The sequence below is a fragment of the Tumidithrix helvetica PCC 7403 genome, assembly GCF_965232925.1.
Classification (GTDB): Bacteria; Cyanobacteriota; Cyanobacteriia; order Pseudanabaenales; family Pseudanabaenaceae; genus Tumidithrix; species Tumidithrix helvetica.
In genome coordinates, this window is record NZ_CBDDRA010000020.1 from 63,199 (window position 1) to 76,890 (window position 13,692).

Consider the following 13,692-nt stretch of genomic DNA (forward strand, 5'->3'; position numbering starts at 1 on the left):
GAAATTGATCATAATTTGTAATATCTGTTTGTAATTTTTCACAGGCATTGGTCTCAGTTACAAACGGTAGCAAAGAATTCGTGCTTACAAGACTCGTATTTAGCAGGTAAATGATGCTCACAATCCAGAAAGAAAGCACAAAAGCAGCGATCCAAGACGCCTCAGCAGATCGCAAACATCATACGATCGTCGTGGGTGGCGGTTTTGGGGGACTCTATGCCGCCAAAGAGCTAGCAAAACTACCGATTAAAGTCACCCTGATCGATAAGCGTAACTTCCATTTGTTTCAACCGCTCCTCTATCAAGTCGCAACGGGTACGCTCTCGCCAGCCGATATTGCGTCGCCGCTACGGGCGGTTTTGGCGAACAAAAAAAACACAACGGTTTTGATGGCTGAGGTGGCAGATATCGATCCCCAAGCCAAAAAAGTCGTTCTCACCAGCCAAGAAGAGTTGAGTTACGACTCTTTAATTGTGGCAACGGGTGTAAGCCATCACTATTTTGGTAACGAACAATGGGCAGATTTGGCTCCAGGACTCAAAACCGTAGAAGATGCGATCAATATGCGCCGCCGCATTCTGGGGGCATTTGAAATTGCCGAAAAAGAGACCGATCCCGAAAAGCGGAAGGCATTACTGACCTTTGTGGTGATTGGTGGCGGTCCCACAGGTGTAGAACTGGCGGGAGCGATGGCAGATCTGGCAAACCATACCTTAAAGAACGAGTTCACAGGCATTGATACCACTGAAGCTAAAATTCTTTTGCTTGAAGGCTTCGATCGCATTCTCCCACCCTACCCGCCTGAGTTATCTGCTGCTGCCGAAAAGTCGCTGACTCAGCTAGGTGTAGAGGTGAAAACCCGCGCGCTGGTGACAAATATTGAAAATCATGTGGTGACCTACCGTTGTGGGGATCGCGTCGAGCATGTCGAAGCCAAAACGATTCTCTGGGCAGCGGGTGTCAAAGCCTCAGCGATGGGCAAAACCCTTGCCGATCGCACGGGGGCAACGTTAGATCGAGTCGGTCGCGTTACCGTAGAGGCAGATATGGCGATCGCGGGATATCCCAATATCTTTGTGATTGGGGATCTGGCAAACTACGCCCACCAAGGCGATAAGCCCTTACCTGGTGTCGCACCTGTTGCCATGCAGCAAGGTGAGTTTGTCGCCCGTTTGATCGAATCGCGGGTCAAAGGAAAACCTGCACCTAAGTTTCGCTACCGCGATCGCGGCAGTTTAGCGGTGATCGGTCGCAATGCTGCGGTGGTAGATTTAGGATTTATCCAATTTACTGGCATCATCGCATGGTTGACCTGGACATTCCTGCACATTCTCTATCTTGTGGAGTTTGATAACCAATTGATCGTGCTCTTGCAATGGGGATATAACTATTTCACCCGAAATAGCGGCGCACGCTTGATTACAGGTCAATACCTTCAGGTGATGGAGGAAATGGAGGGAATTAAACCCAGCTAGTTATAGCTATTAGCATTGAGCGATTAACCCAAGTTGCTGTGTTTTGGGAGGAAATTTATCCCAGTCTTATTCTGTGGCTTGGGCTTTGATAAAAGCTGTGACCTCGGCGGGACGAAGCCCTAATTGACGGGCAGTTTGTTTTGGAGATAAGTTTAAAGCCCTCAATCTAGCAATTTCTTGGGTTTGCTCGGGAGTCATACATAAACTTAAGGATAGTGAGATCTCGCTATATTAAAGCTCTTGTAATGGGGAGATAACTGTTTTGCCCAAAACATTGGCGCACGCTTGAATGCAGATCGATAATTTTAGATAATTGAGGGAGTGGAAGGAATTATATTGGTTCGCTCCACAACAGGGCAAAGGGGTGCATGTTTCCTGCGATCGTTATGGATGTCATGTGCGATCGCGATGGCTGGGTTGGGGAATCACAAAAAAAGCCCGCAGGAGTTATCTTGCGGGCTAGAGGTTTGTAGATACGTCGCTAGTAAACCTATTGTTGCTTTTTCAAGAGATTGGCTGTGCGATCGCGGTACTTGTTTCCTGCGATCGTTACGGATGTTTTGTGCGATCGCGATCGCTGGGTTGGGGAATCACAAAAAAAGCCCGCAGGAGTTATCTTGCGGGCTAGACGTTTGTAGATACGTCGCTAGTAGACTTATTGTTGCCTTTTCAAGAGGTTGGCTGTGCGATCGCGGTACTTGTTTCCTGCGATCGTTACCGATGTTTCCAGTGATCGCGATCGCATGGGTTTGACTACCAGTCACGAGTTGCAATGACATCTTCGATGTCTACCTCAAAGCCATAAGCCTTAACAATAAACTCGAAGTCAGCACCGATTGCCTCACGAGCACCTGTTTCAAGTTCGCTGTCGTTCTCCTCAAATTCCGCAGCAAGTTCGTTGAACTCATTGGTTGCTGCATGTGTGAGATGGAATAGACTTTCGTTGTCTTTTGGGTTTTTCTCTCAATTGCCTCACACAGAACGATTAAAATTTGCTTGGCTTTATCTACAAGATTATTAGGAAAATAGTCATCTTCATACATGTCCTGAAGGAATTTGTGACTCAGTATTTGTCGGTTCGTAATGGTCATGGATTTGTGGAACGGTTGTGAGAATATTTTTTGAGACCCAACGGTGAAGTTGAGCCGCCAAAGTCAAACTCTGGCTTTGAAGATAGCACTTCGCCTCCATCGTACTGTTAGGTGGCGATCAACTGGGAGTGACATTTTGCCATAACTCGGCTGTAATAAACCTTGACAGATGCCCCACATTCGTTGTCACAATCACAATATCAGGGATTCCCAGAGTTATGGCTTGAGCCACCAAAACCATATCACCATCAATTGTTTTGTCACCTGCCGTCGGTTGACCTTGCTGACGAGCCTGCGCCCAAAATTGTGCAGCTTGGCGCATCGCAGCCGTTGTAATTGGCAAATATTCAATCAACTCAGCCAAGTTATCAAGGCGAGAAATGCCCTTCGTCTTGTTTGCCCGCATTAACTCTCGGCGAACCTCATAGTCAGCAATTTCTGGAATTATAATGCGACTACCTGAATGTGATGTGGGTTTGGAGCCACTTGGCACAAGCATTACTTTCGGTAGACAACTTTGGATTAGTAACTAGACCAAGTGGTGCAGCATCCAAGATTATGACTCGACTCACCAACTCAAACCCTTCATCTCAACTGGAAACAATTTACGATCGGAGAGACGATCCTCATCCAACGAACGGATCAAGTATTGACCTGTTTCTTTCTGTTCCTCGACATCTTCATCATCTATCCAAGACTGAAGCAGATTAACTGCCTTGGTTTGTTTTTGCCTTAATCCAATAATACTTTTTAAAAGCTGCAATGTCACAGACTCAATTGAAAGCCCTTTCTGCTTAGCTTCCTGTAAGAGATACTGTTCAACTTCTGACGGTAAATCGAGGGTTAGCGTCATGGATTTTTTGAGTATGTTCACTCTGATTCTAACATTCTTGGCGATCTCAATACTAGAATGAGTTTGATTTTACTTATGAAACTTGACTCAGAATTTCGCCTAAATGTTGTTGAAAACCCTAGAAATTCCATCACGATCTGCGAGGTCATACAGACTTCTGTGTAATGAGTCAGGAATTTGAACTTGAATAATACTCATGGCAACTTTCCTATCAAACGTAAAAACTCTGAAGGCTCAATATTTATCACTCGGTGCAGACACGCACTCTGAGTGGTGTGGGAGGGAAAGGCTAAACACCCTTCTCGACCCAATTATGCTGACAGCAATACATATTACTAACCCTTCAAAATTCTTGCTTCAGTAAAGAAAAGTCCGCTTTCATTTTTGCCATTACTTGTTACTTCTAGCGTTAACGTTTTCTTCCCCGCTACATCCAGTGGTACGGAAATTATTTGGTTCCCTTGGCTACGACGACACTCACCAGCCCAAAGAGGCTTTCCATCAGCTGATATTTTCACAGTGTAAAGACCATTAGTCGTACTACCAGCAGGTAAATCAGGTAACCCAAACTGTAAAAGAGCAGCCTTCTGAGATCCGTCTAACTTGAACACAAAACGACTCTCATTTGCATAGTAGTTAACGCCGAAGAATGACGTGTAAGATTTACCTAAAATCACAATCTCTTTCTTCTCAAACTGTATCTTTCCTGTGTCTGAGGCAGATTGAATTAATGAATCAGGTTGAAAATCACTGCTCTGTGAATACTTGCTGAGATCAGGTGGCGGTGTAGAAAGATATGATTTCTCATCAAAACCTGGCAAGTCACGATTGACGATAATGATGTTATTGTTGCCAACGATTGACGGGCTATCTTTCCGATTGAAGGATTCTTTTGGATCGCTTACAAGCTGCGAATTATCTCCACTATTTGCTACAGAGTTTTTATTTCCTACTACATTTTTATCTCCTTGAATTGATGGATTTATATTTTCCGTTACTGTAGTTGTGTTGACTGGTTTATTGAAACTCATTTGACCGTTTTTAACGGTAACTGCATCTTGCGACACAAGAAGGTATAGAAAACCGCAGCCAGCAGACAAAATCCCACCTAGAACACTTCCAAGAAAAAGTCCTGTGTAGAATGCCGCCTTCCGATTGAACCGAGGAATAGGAACTTTAGATGGTGTGGGTACTTGAGTTGTCAACTTTAAATCTCCGCATCTTTAAAACTTACTAATTAACGTTTCACTAAAAAATATAATATTCGGATTCAGGATTTTCGATGTATTAAAATTTCACTTGGACTAGGCAGCATAATTATTAAGTTCTATCCCAATTGCGATGGAACTACGATATAATACTGAAATTACCGTGTAATCTTAAGTTTGTCCACCGCACTTAATAAATCTAAATTATTATAATATTCTCATAATTTCACCTCTACTTCTCTTGCTTGTATGTCGGAAATTGCAAACATTTACAAGCAATCCAATTGACAAACGATGAGGCTAAAGCACTTGAGTCGCAGCACGGAAAAAAGTTATTTGTCTATCGCCCCTAGCCCAATCTAGCTCCAAATAGCTCAGCAAGAGTTTGACTTCGCTGAACTATTTGGAGTTGATAATTGAAATCGCTTTTCCATTAAGAGACAACGATCGCACTGGCTAACTTTTCGGGTACTTCTTGCAAGCGATCGAAGGTAGCGTTAAAAAAGCCAACGCCCATCGTTAGCGATCGCAGTTCCAAAATTAGCGTCTGCATTTCCGCTTCGGGAATATAGGCTGACACTGTATCCCAATTTTGCCAACTGTCCTTGGCATCATAGCCGAGAATCTGTCCGCGTCTGCCACTCACCAATCGCAACACGCTCGACGTATATTCATTGGGAATGGAAATCTCCACCAACGCGATCGGTTCCAGCAAAGTCGGTTCGCATTGCTTCATTCCTTCCTGCATCGCCAGTCTTGCCGCCTGTTTAAAGGCTTGTTCGGAACTATCCACAGAATGATAGGAACCATTGGTGAGGGTTACGGCAATATCCACAATCGGGAAGCCTAGCGAACCTTTGCTCAGATATTCGCGCACACCTGTCTCCACCCCTGGAATATATTGGCGCGGGACTGCGCCACCCACAATGGTTTCAGAGAACTGAAAGCCTTCACCTCGAGCGAGGGGTTGAATGTTGAGATAGACATCACCAAACTGCCCGTGACCGCCAGATTGATGCTTGTATCGTCCGTGCGAAGAAGTAGCTTTGCGAATCGTTTCTTTATAAAGAACTTGAGGAGCGCTCTTGGTCATTGCCAGATTGTATTTGCGCCGCATCCGATCGATCGCAACTTGTAGGTGGATTTCTCCCTGTCCCCACAGCACGACCTCGTGGGTTTCCAGATGTTGCTCCCAACGTAGGGCGGGATCTTCTTCGCAAAGTTTATTGAGGGTGGCACTGAGCTTGACTTCATCGCTGCGTTTTTCAGGCGCGATCGCCCAAGCAAACACAGGGGGTGAAGCGATCGCAATCGGCAGCGGATCGATCGCATTCGGCACAGAAGTTAGTGTATCTCCCGTTTTGATGCCTTCCATCCGCGCGATCGCCACAATATCCCCTGCGTAAACTTCAGATACGGGCTGCTGCTGTCCGCCCATCAGGCGATATAGACCACCGATCCGAATGCCATTCAGCACAATGCCATCAGTGAGTTTACCTAGCCACAGACGCACGAGCGAAAGCTTTCCACCTTGCGGCGTGTAATAGGTTTTGAGAACTTGAGCGATAGAAGTTTCCACCCCCTCTTTGGCATAACCTTCTTTGGCATAGTTAGCAAGTTGTTGGCGATGGGCGATCGTTACGTCGGGTTGTGGCGCTTCGACCAGCAAGGCTTTGAGCAGGGGACGCACACCATAATCTTGGTCGGCAATTCCAAAAAAGACAGGCACAATTTGATCGGCACTCAATTCCTTCTGAATATCTTCGATCACCTCCTCTTGGGGTGGATTGATTTCTTCAAGGAGTTCTTCTAAAAGGCGATCGTCAAAATTCGCCAGTGCTTCCAGCATCTTTTCCCGTTCTGCTTTTTCTTGCTCTGCCAGTTCTTGGGGCAAAGCAATGCGATTGGGTGCAGCATTGGCGCGATATTGATAGGCTTCTTCGGTGACCAGATCGACAAAGCCAGTCAGATCCGAACCCAAGCTAATCGGATATTGCTGCGGTACGAGGGGGCGTTTCGAGACGGCTTTGAGCGCTTGTAAAAGCGTCAGAAAGGTAGGGGCATGACAGGCATCGCCAGAGCAAGCCCGATCCATTTTGTTGACAAAAATAATGTGGGGAATTTCCCAATCGTCTAGAAATTTGAGTAGGGGAGACAGGGTATTGACGCGATCGCTGGAAGGTTCGCAGACGACGATCGCCGTATCCACGCCCATAAGCGCGTTGTAGGTTTCTTGGAGAAATTCCACCGAGCCAGGACAATCGATAAAATTAAACCGAATGCCCTGATATTCCGTACTCGCAACATTCACCTCCACACTCATGGCGCGATCGCGCGCTTCTGCCGAACTGTCTCCAACCGTATTTTTGTCCGTTACCTTGCCTTTACGCGTAATTGCACCCGTAACTGATAGAAAGCTTTCGAGAAGGGTCGTTTTGCCACTTAGATAAGGCCCGACCAGAGCAATATTGCGGGTATCTAAAACTTGTCGATCGTTCATAACGCATCTGCCTTTTGTAAATCTGCGTTGAAATCGTCTTTTTAGGGAATGAGAAACCATCCTGCATAGGTTTTCTCATTCCCTAACTTCAGACTTCTATAGAAACGATCTTAGAAAGTATTGCGCACTACATCTCGATTTTGTAACGACTCAAAACATTTGCCCAGTTATTTGCAAAGTATCTTTGATATTTCTTTAAATTACTTTACAGATGAAAGTTTACAGAGGCAGGGCAGGAGCTGTCGCCTTGACAAGGGATAGCGGATCGAAAGTAGGAATAAAGTTGTCTGGCAACTGCATGATGCGCTCTAGGGCTGATTGGCTTCCTAAGGAAAGGGAAATGCGATCGGGAGCGGCAAAACTCTCAACCTTAGGCGCGAGGCTTTGAGCGATAGTTACTAAAGCATCGACTCCCAAGATAAAGTGACCAGCAGTCGTCGGATGGACGTCATCCCAAAAGAGGTACTGATTGGGGTTTTGGCTCGAAATGACAGCATTGGGGTCGCCGAGAACCATAGCATTGGGATCTAAGAAAGGATCTGTGACATTGGTAAATCCATACCGAGATGGATTGGCAATCACATTGTTGAACTTGCTATAGAAATCCAAGGGAATGAAATGACTGTCAGGTAAAGCCCCTGCTAAAGCCCAAACGGCTGCCCCAAGCAAGCGATCGTGCGCCAAGGTTAAATTTGTGAGCCTAGATTCTTCCGCTGCTCCAGCCGCCAAGGCATGGGGAGTTTTTCCTAGGTCTGGTAGGTTAGGGATGAGAAAATTGCGGGCGCCTAAACTATAGAGCGATGCGATCGCTGTCGTGAGATTGGTTACAGATTGCAGCGGCGTTAAGACATTACTGCTGTCAAGATAATCATTGCCTCCAGCTAGAATCACGTATAACGCCTTAGAATCAGCAGCTTTGCCAACACTAATGTGGTCTTTGATAAACCACGACACCTGCTGAAGCACACCAGGAATTAACCCTGCAATCGTGCCGACTGGCCCGCTAGTATAGCCAGTTTGAGCATCCCCAAACGCAAAATTAACGCCCTGAGAAACCGTGGCTCCATGAAAGAAGGGACTGACTCCCAACCCGCTAGAGGTAAGAGCAATAGGAGAAAGAATGGACGATGTGGGCGAAAGAAAGCTGATTTTGCTGGATACTTGGAGCGGCAGACCCAGCCCTACTGACAAATAATCAATCCAGTTGGGACCATTGCTAAAGCGCCCTGCAAAATAAGGATCGCTGGGGACTATCGGAATATTAGCGCCCAGTTTTTGGGCAAAACTAGTTATGTTAAAAATATTGCCCTGATCGGAAAGACTGTCTCCAAAGACATAGAGTTTGCTAAAGGGTGAGTCTGAACGGATAGGAGTAGAAGCGCTAAACACCGCACCTGTTGGCAAAATTGACTTCTGTACCAAGGCAGGCACTGATGGAGAAAAGTTGGCGATAGAGTTCCGAACAAAGGCACTGTCTTGAAAGCTATCTAAGTCGTTGAATTGGCGTGATGAACTTGTAGTTACAGGAAAGCTAGGTACGATCGCCTTATCTGTTACAGTGTTTTGCATTTTCGCCAAGGCAGGCACTGGCGATGAAGAAATTCTCGTCTCAATCGGAATTAGCGTGTAAAAATATTGGGCGATCGCAGGATTTTGGTGAGTGAATGCGATCGGGTTGGAATCGTTAGCATTTGTGACTTCGTCTCTTGAAGCAGCTTTTGCCGTAAATTTGCGATCGGCTCTAGTCATCGACTTCATAAAATCCTCTCACAGCAATTGCATTAACCTATTAATTTCATTAATCTTGCTAGAAAAAGGAGGCGATCGCAACGCTGCGATCGCATTTCTATAAAGTACTCACCTATCAGGCACAAAGATACTTGCCACCAAGCCGCAAACACGAAAAAATCTTGGCTGAGCCAAATTACGATTACTTCTCGCTTGGGGCTGTGCTGGGCTTTTCACTAGGTAAGGTCTGAGGCACAGGAATAGCAGGTGCAGCCGAGGGAACGGGGTTTGATTGGGAGGGGTTACCAGAATTAGTAGGTGTAACTACATCTGCTGGCTTGGCAATACTCGCGGGAGAAATCCAACCGCCGCTTAAAATTACGGTCAAGGCTAAAAACAGCACGGTCAACGCCCATGTCACTCGATTGAGCGTAGTCTCTGCACTTTTGGTGCTAGAAAACAGTTGCGCTTGACCACCAATGCCTCCCAAGCCGTCCCCTTTGGGACTATGCAACAGGACTAAAAAAATTAGAGAGGCGGCAATGACTGCCCAAACGATCTTGATCGAAGTGTACATAAACTTATGAGGTGAAATCGAGATTGAATACGCAAACGTTTATCATATAGCTTAGCCCATTGCTTTGAATGTACGAACATATAAATCAAGGCTAAACAATAACATTTCAGCCCCTTTCAGATTTATGATGGTTGACTGGGTAGTCACTGACAAAATAATTTTTGGAGAGCATTCATGGGAGTCGCCGTTGGTATGGTTGAAGTGTTGGGGCATCCTCCTGCACTATCTGTAGCTGATGTCATGGTAAAAGCTGCTAACGTCACGTTGGTTGGCTACGAGAAAGTCAGTGGTGCGCGGCTCACAATCATTGTACGAGGGCCAGTGTCAGAGGTGAAAATTGCGGTAGCCGCAGGCGTTGAAGCTGCCCATAAGATCGAAAAACTGAGCGACAAGGACAAATCTTTATTCCTGTCTTCTACCGTAATTCCCCGCCCTCATGAAAATCTTGATTGCGTTCTCCCGATTCACTTCCGTGAGGCAATGGAGCAATTGGGTTAGCAAGGCTGGGCTAGATCGCGAACTAGGCGAGCATTTCGCATAGCTCCTATCGAGTTTCCCCTCGGTATGAGCGCAGATAATTTCTTTAAATCCAGTCGATCGCTAGTAAACGGGCAAGGTGAAATGAAAACTGCTGCCTTGAATGCCTGCATCATCTACCCAAATCTGACCGTAATGGGCGCGAATAATGCGGCGACACAGGGATAGACCAATGCCATACCCATCGGCTTGATCGTCTCGTTCGAGTCGATAGCGATCGTCAAACACGCGATCGCGTTTCTCGGTCGGAATGCCAGGACCATTGTCAACAATCGAAACTTCGATTTTCTGGGCAGTACGATGCAACACATTTAACTCGATTTTCCCGCCAGAGGGCGTGTACTTGATCGCATTTCCCAATAAGTTCATTAAAACTTGGCGAATTTTCTCCTCATCGGCATAGACAAGCGGTAGATCGTTGGGAATGTCCGTGATAAAGGTCTGCTGCTTTGCCTCAAGGCTATTGATCAGGTAAAAATCATTCGATACGCTAGTGCAGAGCTGTTCGAGACGCAGCTTTTGTCTTTGAATCTNGAAACTCAGAACTTGAGTTGCGTCCTGCCTCTAAAATGTCGGTAATCATGGCATCAGCAACCTTAATCTGACTGCGTGCATGTTTAAATAAATGCTTAGTCATCTTGGGATCGAGCTTGTCACCACTGATTTCAATCGTTTCTAAGGCAAGCGATACGGCAGTGAGAGGATTGCGCAGATCGTGCGCCAGCATGGCAATCACCCGATCTTTAAAGCGGAGTTGTTCCTCTAGATCGGACTTGTCTTGGGCTAGCAGAAATACTTCATCAGCTAACCGAATTACCTCGGTTGAGTAAGCAAGACTATTACTTAGATCCTTGGTTTGACTTGACAGATCGAGGTTTTGTGCTTGTGTCTGCCAAGTGAGCCAGCAGGTTTCTAACTGGCTAATTAGATTTTTGCCAGCAATGGTTTGACGTGGAGGTGGCGTAATCTTGACAAGAGCAGGGGTCATGACTACTTTAAACAGTTCAGCAAGTTGAGGCTGTCCTGTTACATTAATTACTTGCAGATCGGAGATGCAGCTTTCATCTCTTTGCAAAAATTGCTCCATCTCCCTGACTAACTCATTAGCACTGGGACGCTCATCAATAAAGAGCAGTAGCTGAAGAGTTGACTTAGATGGAGTTGCACGCACTGATTTCCAACCTAGAGAACTTAAGCTTAGTTTAACAATTATATAGTTGCTTGCATGACTTTACCTAATCAGCGATGGCAGATTTTCTCACCTCAGCCACATTTAGCCGAGTTCATTGCCACTTCAACGGGCTTATCAACCATGCTGGCACAGGTACTGATCAATCGGGGCATGGATACGGTCGAATTAGCCCAGCGTTTTTTAGAGCCAGACAGCGAGCTTTTACCCGATCCCAAAGACGAATTTCAAGACTTAATTCCCAGCCTCGATCGCATTGAGAAAGCCATTCGCAGCCAAGAAAGCATCGCTATTTGCGGCGATTATGATGTCGATGGTATGGCCAGCACGGCTTTGTTAATTCGGACATTCAGGGCATTGGGGGCACAGGCTGACTACGCCATTCCGAGCCGTATGACCGAGGGCTACGGGATTAACGATCGCATTGTCAGAGAGCTTAATGGCAAAGGGGTGACTTTACTGATTACGGTCGATAACGGCATCGCTGCCTACGACGCGATCGCTTTGGCAGAAAGTCTGGGCACATCGGTAATCGTCACCGATCACCACGATATTCCGATTGAATTACCCCCCGCCACAGCAATTTTAAATCCGAAATATAAAGTCAATCCCAGTTCGCCCTATGCCACGATCGCTGGGGTAGGGGTTGCCTATGTCTTGGCATTGGAATTGGCCGATCGCTTTGGCAAGCGAGCCGAACTCGCCGATCCGCTTTTAGAACTTTTTACCCTAGGCACGATCGCCGATCTTGCCTCGCTGACAGGAATTAATCGCCGTCTCGTCCAAAAAGGGTTGCGCCTCTTGGCACAGTCAAAGTTGCTAGGTGTTACGGCTTTAATTAATGAGTCTGGCATTGTCAAAGAGAAACAAACGGGGTTAAAACCCGAAGCGATCGGGTTTGGGCTAGGCCCGCGTATCAATGCGGTGGGGCGGATTGGCGATCCTAGAACCGTGATCGATCTGTTGACCGCCGAAGAAATGGGGCAAGCGATCGTCTTGGCGCAAGAATGCGAAGCCACCAATCGGGAACGACAGGTTAAATGTGCCGAGATCGAACAGGAAGCGATCGCTTACATCAGTGCCAAAATTCAAAGCAAAGAACTCGATTTAAAACAGGAACGGGTTTTAGTTGTCGTCGATCGCGAAGTCAAAAAATTCTTAGCAGATCGAGCCAAGCCTAAGGGAACCAAAAAGAATACCAAAACGGAACCTCTTTCCGCTGAAGCAGGTTGGCATCATGGGGTAATTGGTATTGTTGCCTCGCGTTTGGTGGAAAGGTATGGCGCACCTGTTTTTATCGGTAGTGTGGAAGACGAGACGTTGGAAATTGGCGAAGATTCGGAATTGAACCAAGAGGAGAACCACAGCAAAACTCGATTCTCTGTACGCGGCATTCCCGAATTTCACGTATTCAAATCTTTGGAATTCATCAAATCCATTCGCGATAAGGGGGGTGGACATAAAGCTGCGGGCGGTTTCTCGATTTCCACTGCTAATCTAGATCTGTTGCGTCAAGCGTTAAGAGAGTTTGCCGATCGCGAAGCGGTCACTGCCGAACATATTCAACCCCTAATCGAAGTGGATGTGCTTGCCGATCTTGGTCATATTTCCATGACCCTATTGCAAGAAATCGATCGCCTTCAACCCTGCGGCATTGGCAACTCCGATCCCGTATTCTACAGTCGTGATGTGCGAGTGCTGGCTCAGCAACGTCGCGGCAAAGAGAAGACCAAACATCTTGCCCTCGAACTCGACAAAGGGAATGGGGAGAAAATTAAAGCGATCGCTTGGCGTTGGGGAGAATATTGCCCAATCCCCGATCTCGTCGATCTGGCTTACAAACTACGCGCAAATCAGTGGCAAGATACGACTTCTGTGGAATTGGAAGTTATTGGGATTCGAGCTGCCAGTCAGGATGCCAGTCAAGATAATGACTATGCCGTGAATTCCACGCCAATGGAATTCGCTCGCAAGGATTGGCAGCCGATTCTAGACTATAAGTCTGCACCAAATTTGGAAGTAGTTCCTAAGTGGCAAACCCTGGCGGAGGCAAGCAAGCCCCTCGCTCGACCGATCTTGCTCTACGGCTACGATCGCCCTGCGAATTTATTTAAAGGGGATGTCGATTGCGATCGCCCGCGTCGTCGGTATACTTCTCTCGTGCTGTGGAGTTTGCCGCCTTCGGTGACACATTTACGTTGGCTGATTGCACTTGCCCAACCCGAATTTATTTGTGTCGGACAGCAAATCCCCAAAATCCCTACTGATGAAGAATTGCTATCTCAAGTGGAATTGTTAGTGGGCAGCGATCGCCTCAACTTATTAGATCTGGCGCAGCAGTGGTGGGTGGCTCCCTGCACCATTGTGGCAGCCCTACGACAACTGGGCTATTCTTGCCCCAATTTCCCATCTACCTATGCTCTGGATGATGAATTGCAACGTTTGCAGAAATGGTACAATTGTTCCCTTGAGAAGCTGTCAAATATTTGTAAGAGTTGATTGTAAGAGCTGATTTGAGAGCATTTCAGTTTCAC

General features: G+C 46.5%; 11 protein-coding genes and 4 pseudogenes. 3 read left to right on the top strand and 12 right to left on the bottom strand.

Annotated elements, in window-relative coordinates; translation table 11 throughout:
- Positions 1–113: 113 nt before the first annotated feature.
- Positions 114–1,475 carry an NAD(P)/FAD-dependent oxidoreductase gene (locus ACP2WE_RS17955; protein ID WP_425216968.1) on the top strand — a complete coding sequence of 454 codons (1,362 nt, stop codon included), beginning with the start codon at positions 114–116 and terminating at the stop codon, positions 1,473–1,475.
- Positions 1,476–1,541: 66 nt separating this feature from the next.
- Here the strand turns inward: ACP2WE_RS17955 and ACP2WE_RS17960 are convergent, their stop codons facing one another.
- The 10 genes and pseudogenes from ACP2WE_RS17960 to secG form a co-directional block, all read right to left on the bottom strand.
- Complete coding sequence (locus ACP2WE_RS17960; RefSeq protein ID WP_425216924.1) at positions 1,542–1,673, bottom strand: hypothetical protein; 132 nt, start codon at positions 1,671–1,673, stop codon at positions 1,542–1,544.
- Positions 1,674–2,228: 555 nt separating this feature from the next.
- Positions 2,229–2,566 (bottom strand): annotated as a pseudogene (locus ACP2WE_RS17965) (DUF5713 family protein).
- Positions 2,511–2,666 (bottom strand): hypothetical protein, encoded by a 156-nt coding sequence (locus tag ACP2WE_RS17970; protein WP_425216970.1) that lies wholly within the window; start codon positions 2,664–2,666, stop codon positions 2,511–2,513. Before ACP2WE_RS17970 ends, ACP2WE_RS17965 begins: the two are co-directional and overlap by 56 nt.
- 18 nt (positions 2,667–2,684) lie before the next feature.
- Complete coding sequence (locus tag ACP2WE_RS17975; protein WP_425216925.1) at positions 2,685–3,065, bottom strand: PIN domain-containing protein; 381 nt, start codon at positions 3,063–3,065, stop codon at positions 2,685–2,687.
- Positions 3,066–3,134: 69 nt separating this feature from the next.
- Entirely contained in the window at positions 3,135–3,419 is a 285-nt protein-coding gene (locus ACP2WE_RS17980; protein WP_425216926.1) for a hypothetical protein, read from the bottom strand.
- A 120-nt stretch (positions 3,420–3,539) separates the two neighbouring features.
- Positions 3,540–3,617, bottom strand: a pseudogene (locus ACP2WE_RS17985) (toxin-antitoxin system HicB family antitoxin); the annotation flags it as partial.
- A 137-nt stretch (positions 3,618–3,754) separates the two neighbouring features.
- Complete coding sequence (locus tag ACP2WE_RS17990) at positions 3,755–4,624, bottom strand: NPCBM/NEW2 domain-containing protein (RefSeq protein WP_425216927.1); 870 nt, start codon at positions 4,622–4,624, stop codon at positions 3,755–3,757.
- Positions 4,625–5,060: 436 nt separating this feature from the next.
- Positions 5,061–7,127: an elongation factor G gene (locus ACP2WE_RS17995; RefSeq protein WP_425216928.1), complete on the bottom strand. Its 2,067-nt coding sequence runs from the start codon at positions 7,125–7,127 to the stop codon at positions 5,061–5,063.
- Positions 7,128–7,346: 219 nt separating this feature from the next.
- A complete protein-coding gene (locus ACP2WE_RS18000) occupies positions 7,347–8,885 on the bottom strand; it encodes an SGNH/GDSL hydrolase family protein (RefSeq protein WP_425216929.1) in 1,539 nt (512 codons plus the stop codon).
- Positions 8,886–9,213: 328 nt separating this feature from the next.
- Positions 9,214–9,432, bottom strand: a pseudogene (gene secG, locus ACP2WE_RS18005) (preprotein translocase subunit SecG); the annotation flags it as partial.
- 174 nt (positions 9,433–9,606) lie between these two features.
- Between secG and ACP2WE_RS18010 the strand changes: the two are divergent.
- Positions 9,607–9,930, top strand: a complete 324-nt coding sequence (locus ACP2WE_RS18010; RefSeq protein WP_425216930.1) for a carbon dioxide-concentrating mechanism protein CcmK — start codon at positions 9,607–9,609, stop codon at positions 9,928–9,930.
- 102 nt (positions 9,931–10,032) lie between these two features.
- Here ACP2WE_RS18010 and ACP2WE_RS18015 read toward each other — a convergent pair.
- Positions 10,033–10,502, bottom strand: a 470-nt coding sequence (locus ACP2WE_RS18015; protein ID WP_425216931.1) for an ATP-binding protein, incomplete at its 5' end; no start/stop codon positions are given.
- A 1-nt stretch (position 10,503) separates the two neighbouring features.
- A pseudogene (locus tag ACP2WE_RS18020) lies at positions 10,504–11,056 on the bottom strand (circadian clock KaiB family protein); the annotation flags it as partial.
- Between the two features lie 138 nt (positions 11,057–11,194).
- Here ACP2WE_RS18020 and recJ point away from each other — a divergent pair.
- Complete coding sequence (gene recJ / locus ACP2WE_RS18025) at positions 11,195–13,657, top strand: single-stranded-DNA-specific exonuclease RecJ (RefSeq protein ID WP_425216932.1); 2,463 nt, start codon at positions 11,195–11,197, stop codon at positions 13,655–13,657.
- Positions 13,658–13,692: the final 35 nt, after the last annotated feature.

Excerpts from the sequence above, each read along its gene's own strand:
- ACP2WE_RS18010 (WP_425216930.1), top strand. The coding sequence starts at position 9,607 with ATGGGAGTCGCCGTTGGTATGGTTGAAGTGTTGGGGCATCCTCCTGCA.
- ACP2WE_RS18000 (WP_425216929.1), bottom strand. The coding sequence starts at position 8,885 with ATGAAGTCGATGACTAGAGCCGATCGCAAATTTACGGCAAAAGCTGCT.
- ACP2WE_RS17970 (WP_425216970.1), bottom strand. The coding sequence starts at position 2,666 with ATGGAGGCGAAGTGCTATCTTCAAAGCCAGAGTTTGACTTTGGCGGCT.
- ACP2WE_RS17955 (WP_425216968.1), top strand. The coding sequence starts at position 114 with ATGCTCACAATCCAGAAAGAAAGCACAAAAGCAGCGATCCAAGACGCC.
- ACP2WE_RS17960 (WP_425216924.1), bottom strand. The coding sequence starts at position 1,673 with ATGACTCCCGAGCAAACCCAAGAAATTGCTAGATTGAGGGCTTTAAAC.
- ACP2WE_RS17980 (WP_425216926.1), bottom strand. The coding sequence starts at position 3,419 with ATGACGCTAACCCTCGATTTACCGTCAGAAGTTGAACAGTATCTCTTA.
- ACP2WE_RS17975 (WP_425216925.1), bottom strand. The coding sequence starts at position 3,065 with ATGCTTGTGCCAAGTGGCTCCAAACCCACATCACATTCAGGTAGTCGC.
- recJ (WP_425216932.1), top strand. The coding sequence starts at position 11,195 with ATGACTTTACCTAATCAGCGATGGCAGATTTTCTCACCTCAGCCACAT.
- ACP2WE_RS17995 (WP_425216928.1), bottom strand. The coding sequence starts at position 7,127 with ATGAACGATCGACAAGTTTTAGATACCCGCAATATTGCTCTGGTCGGG.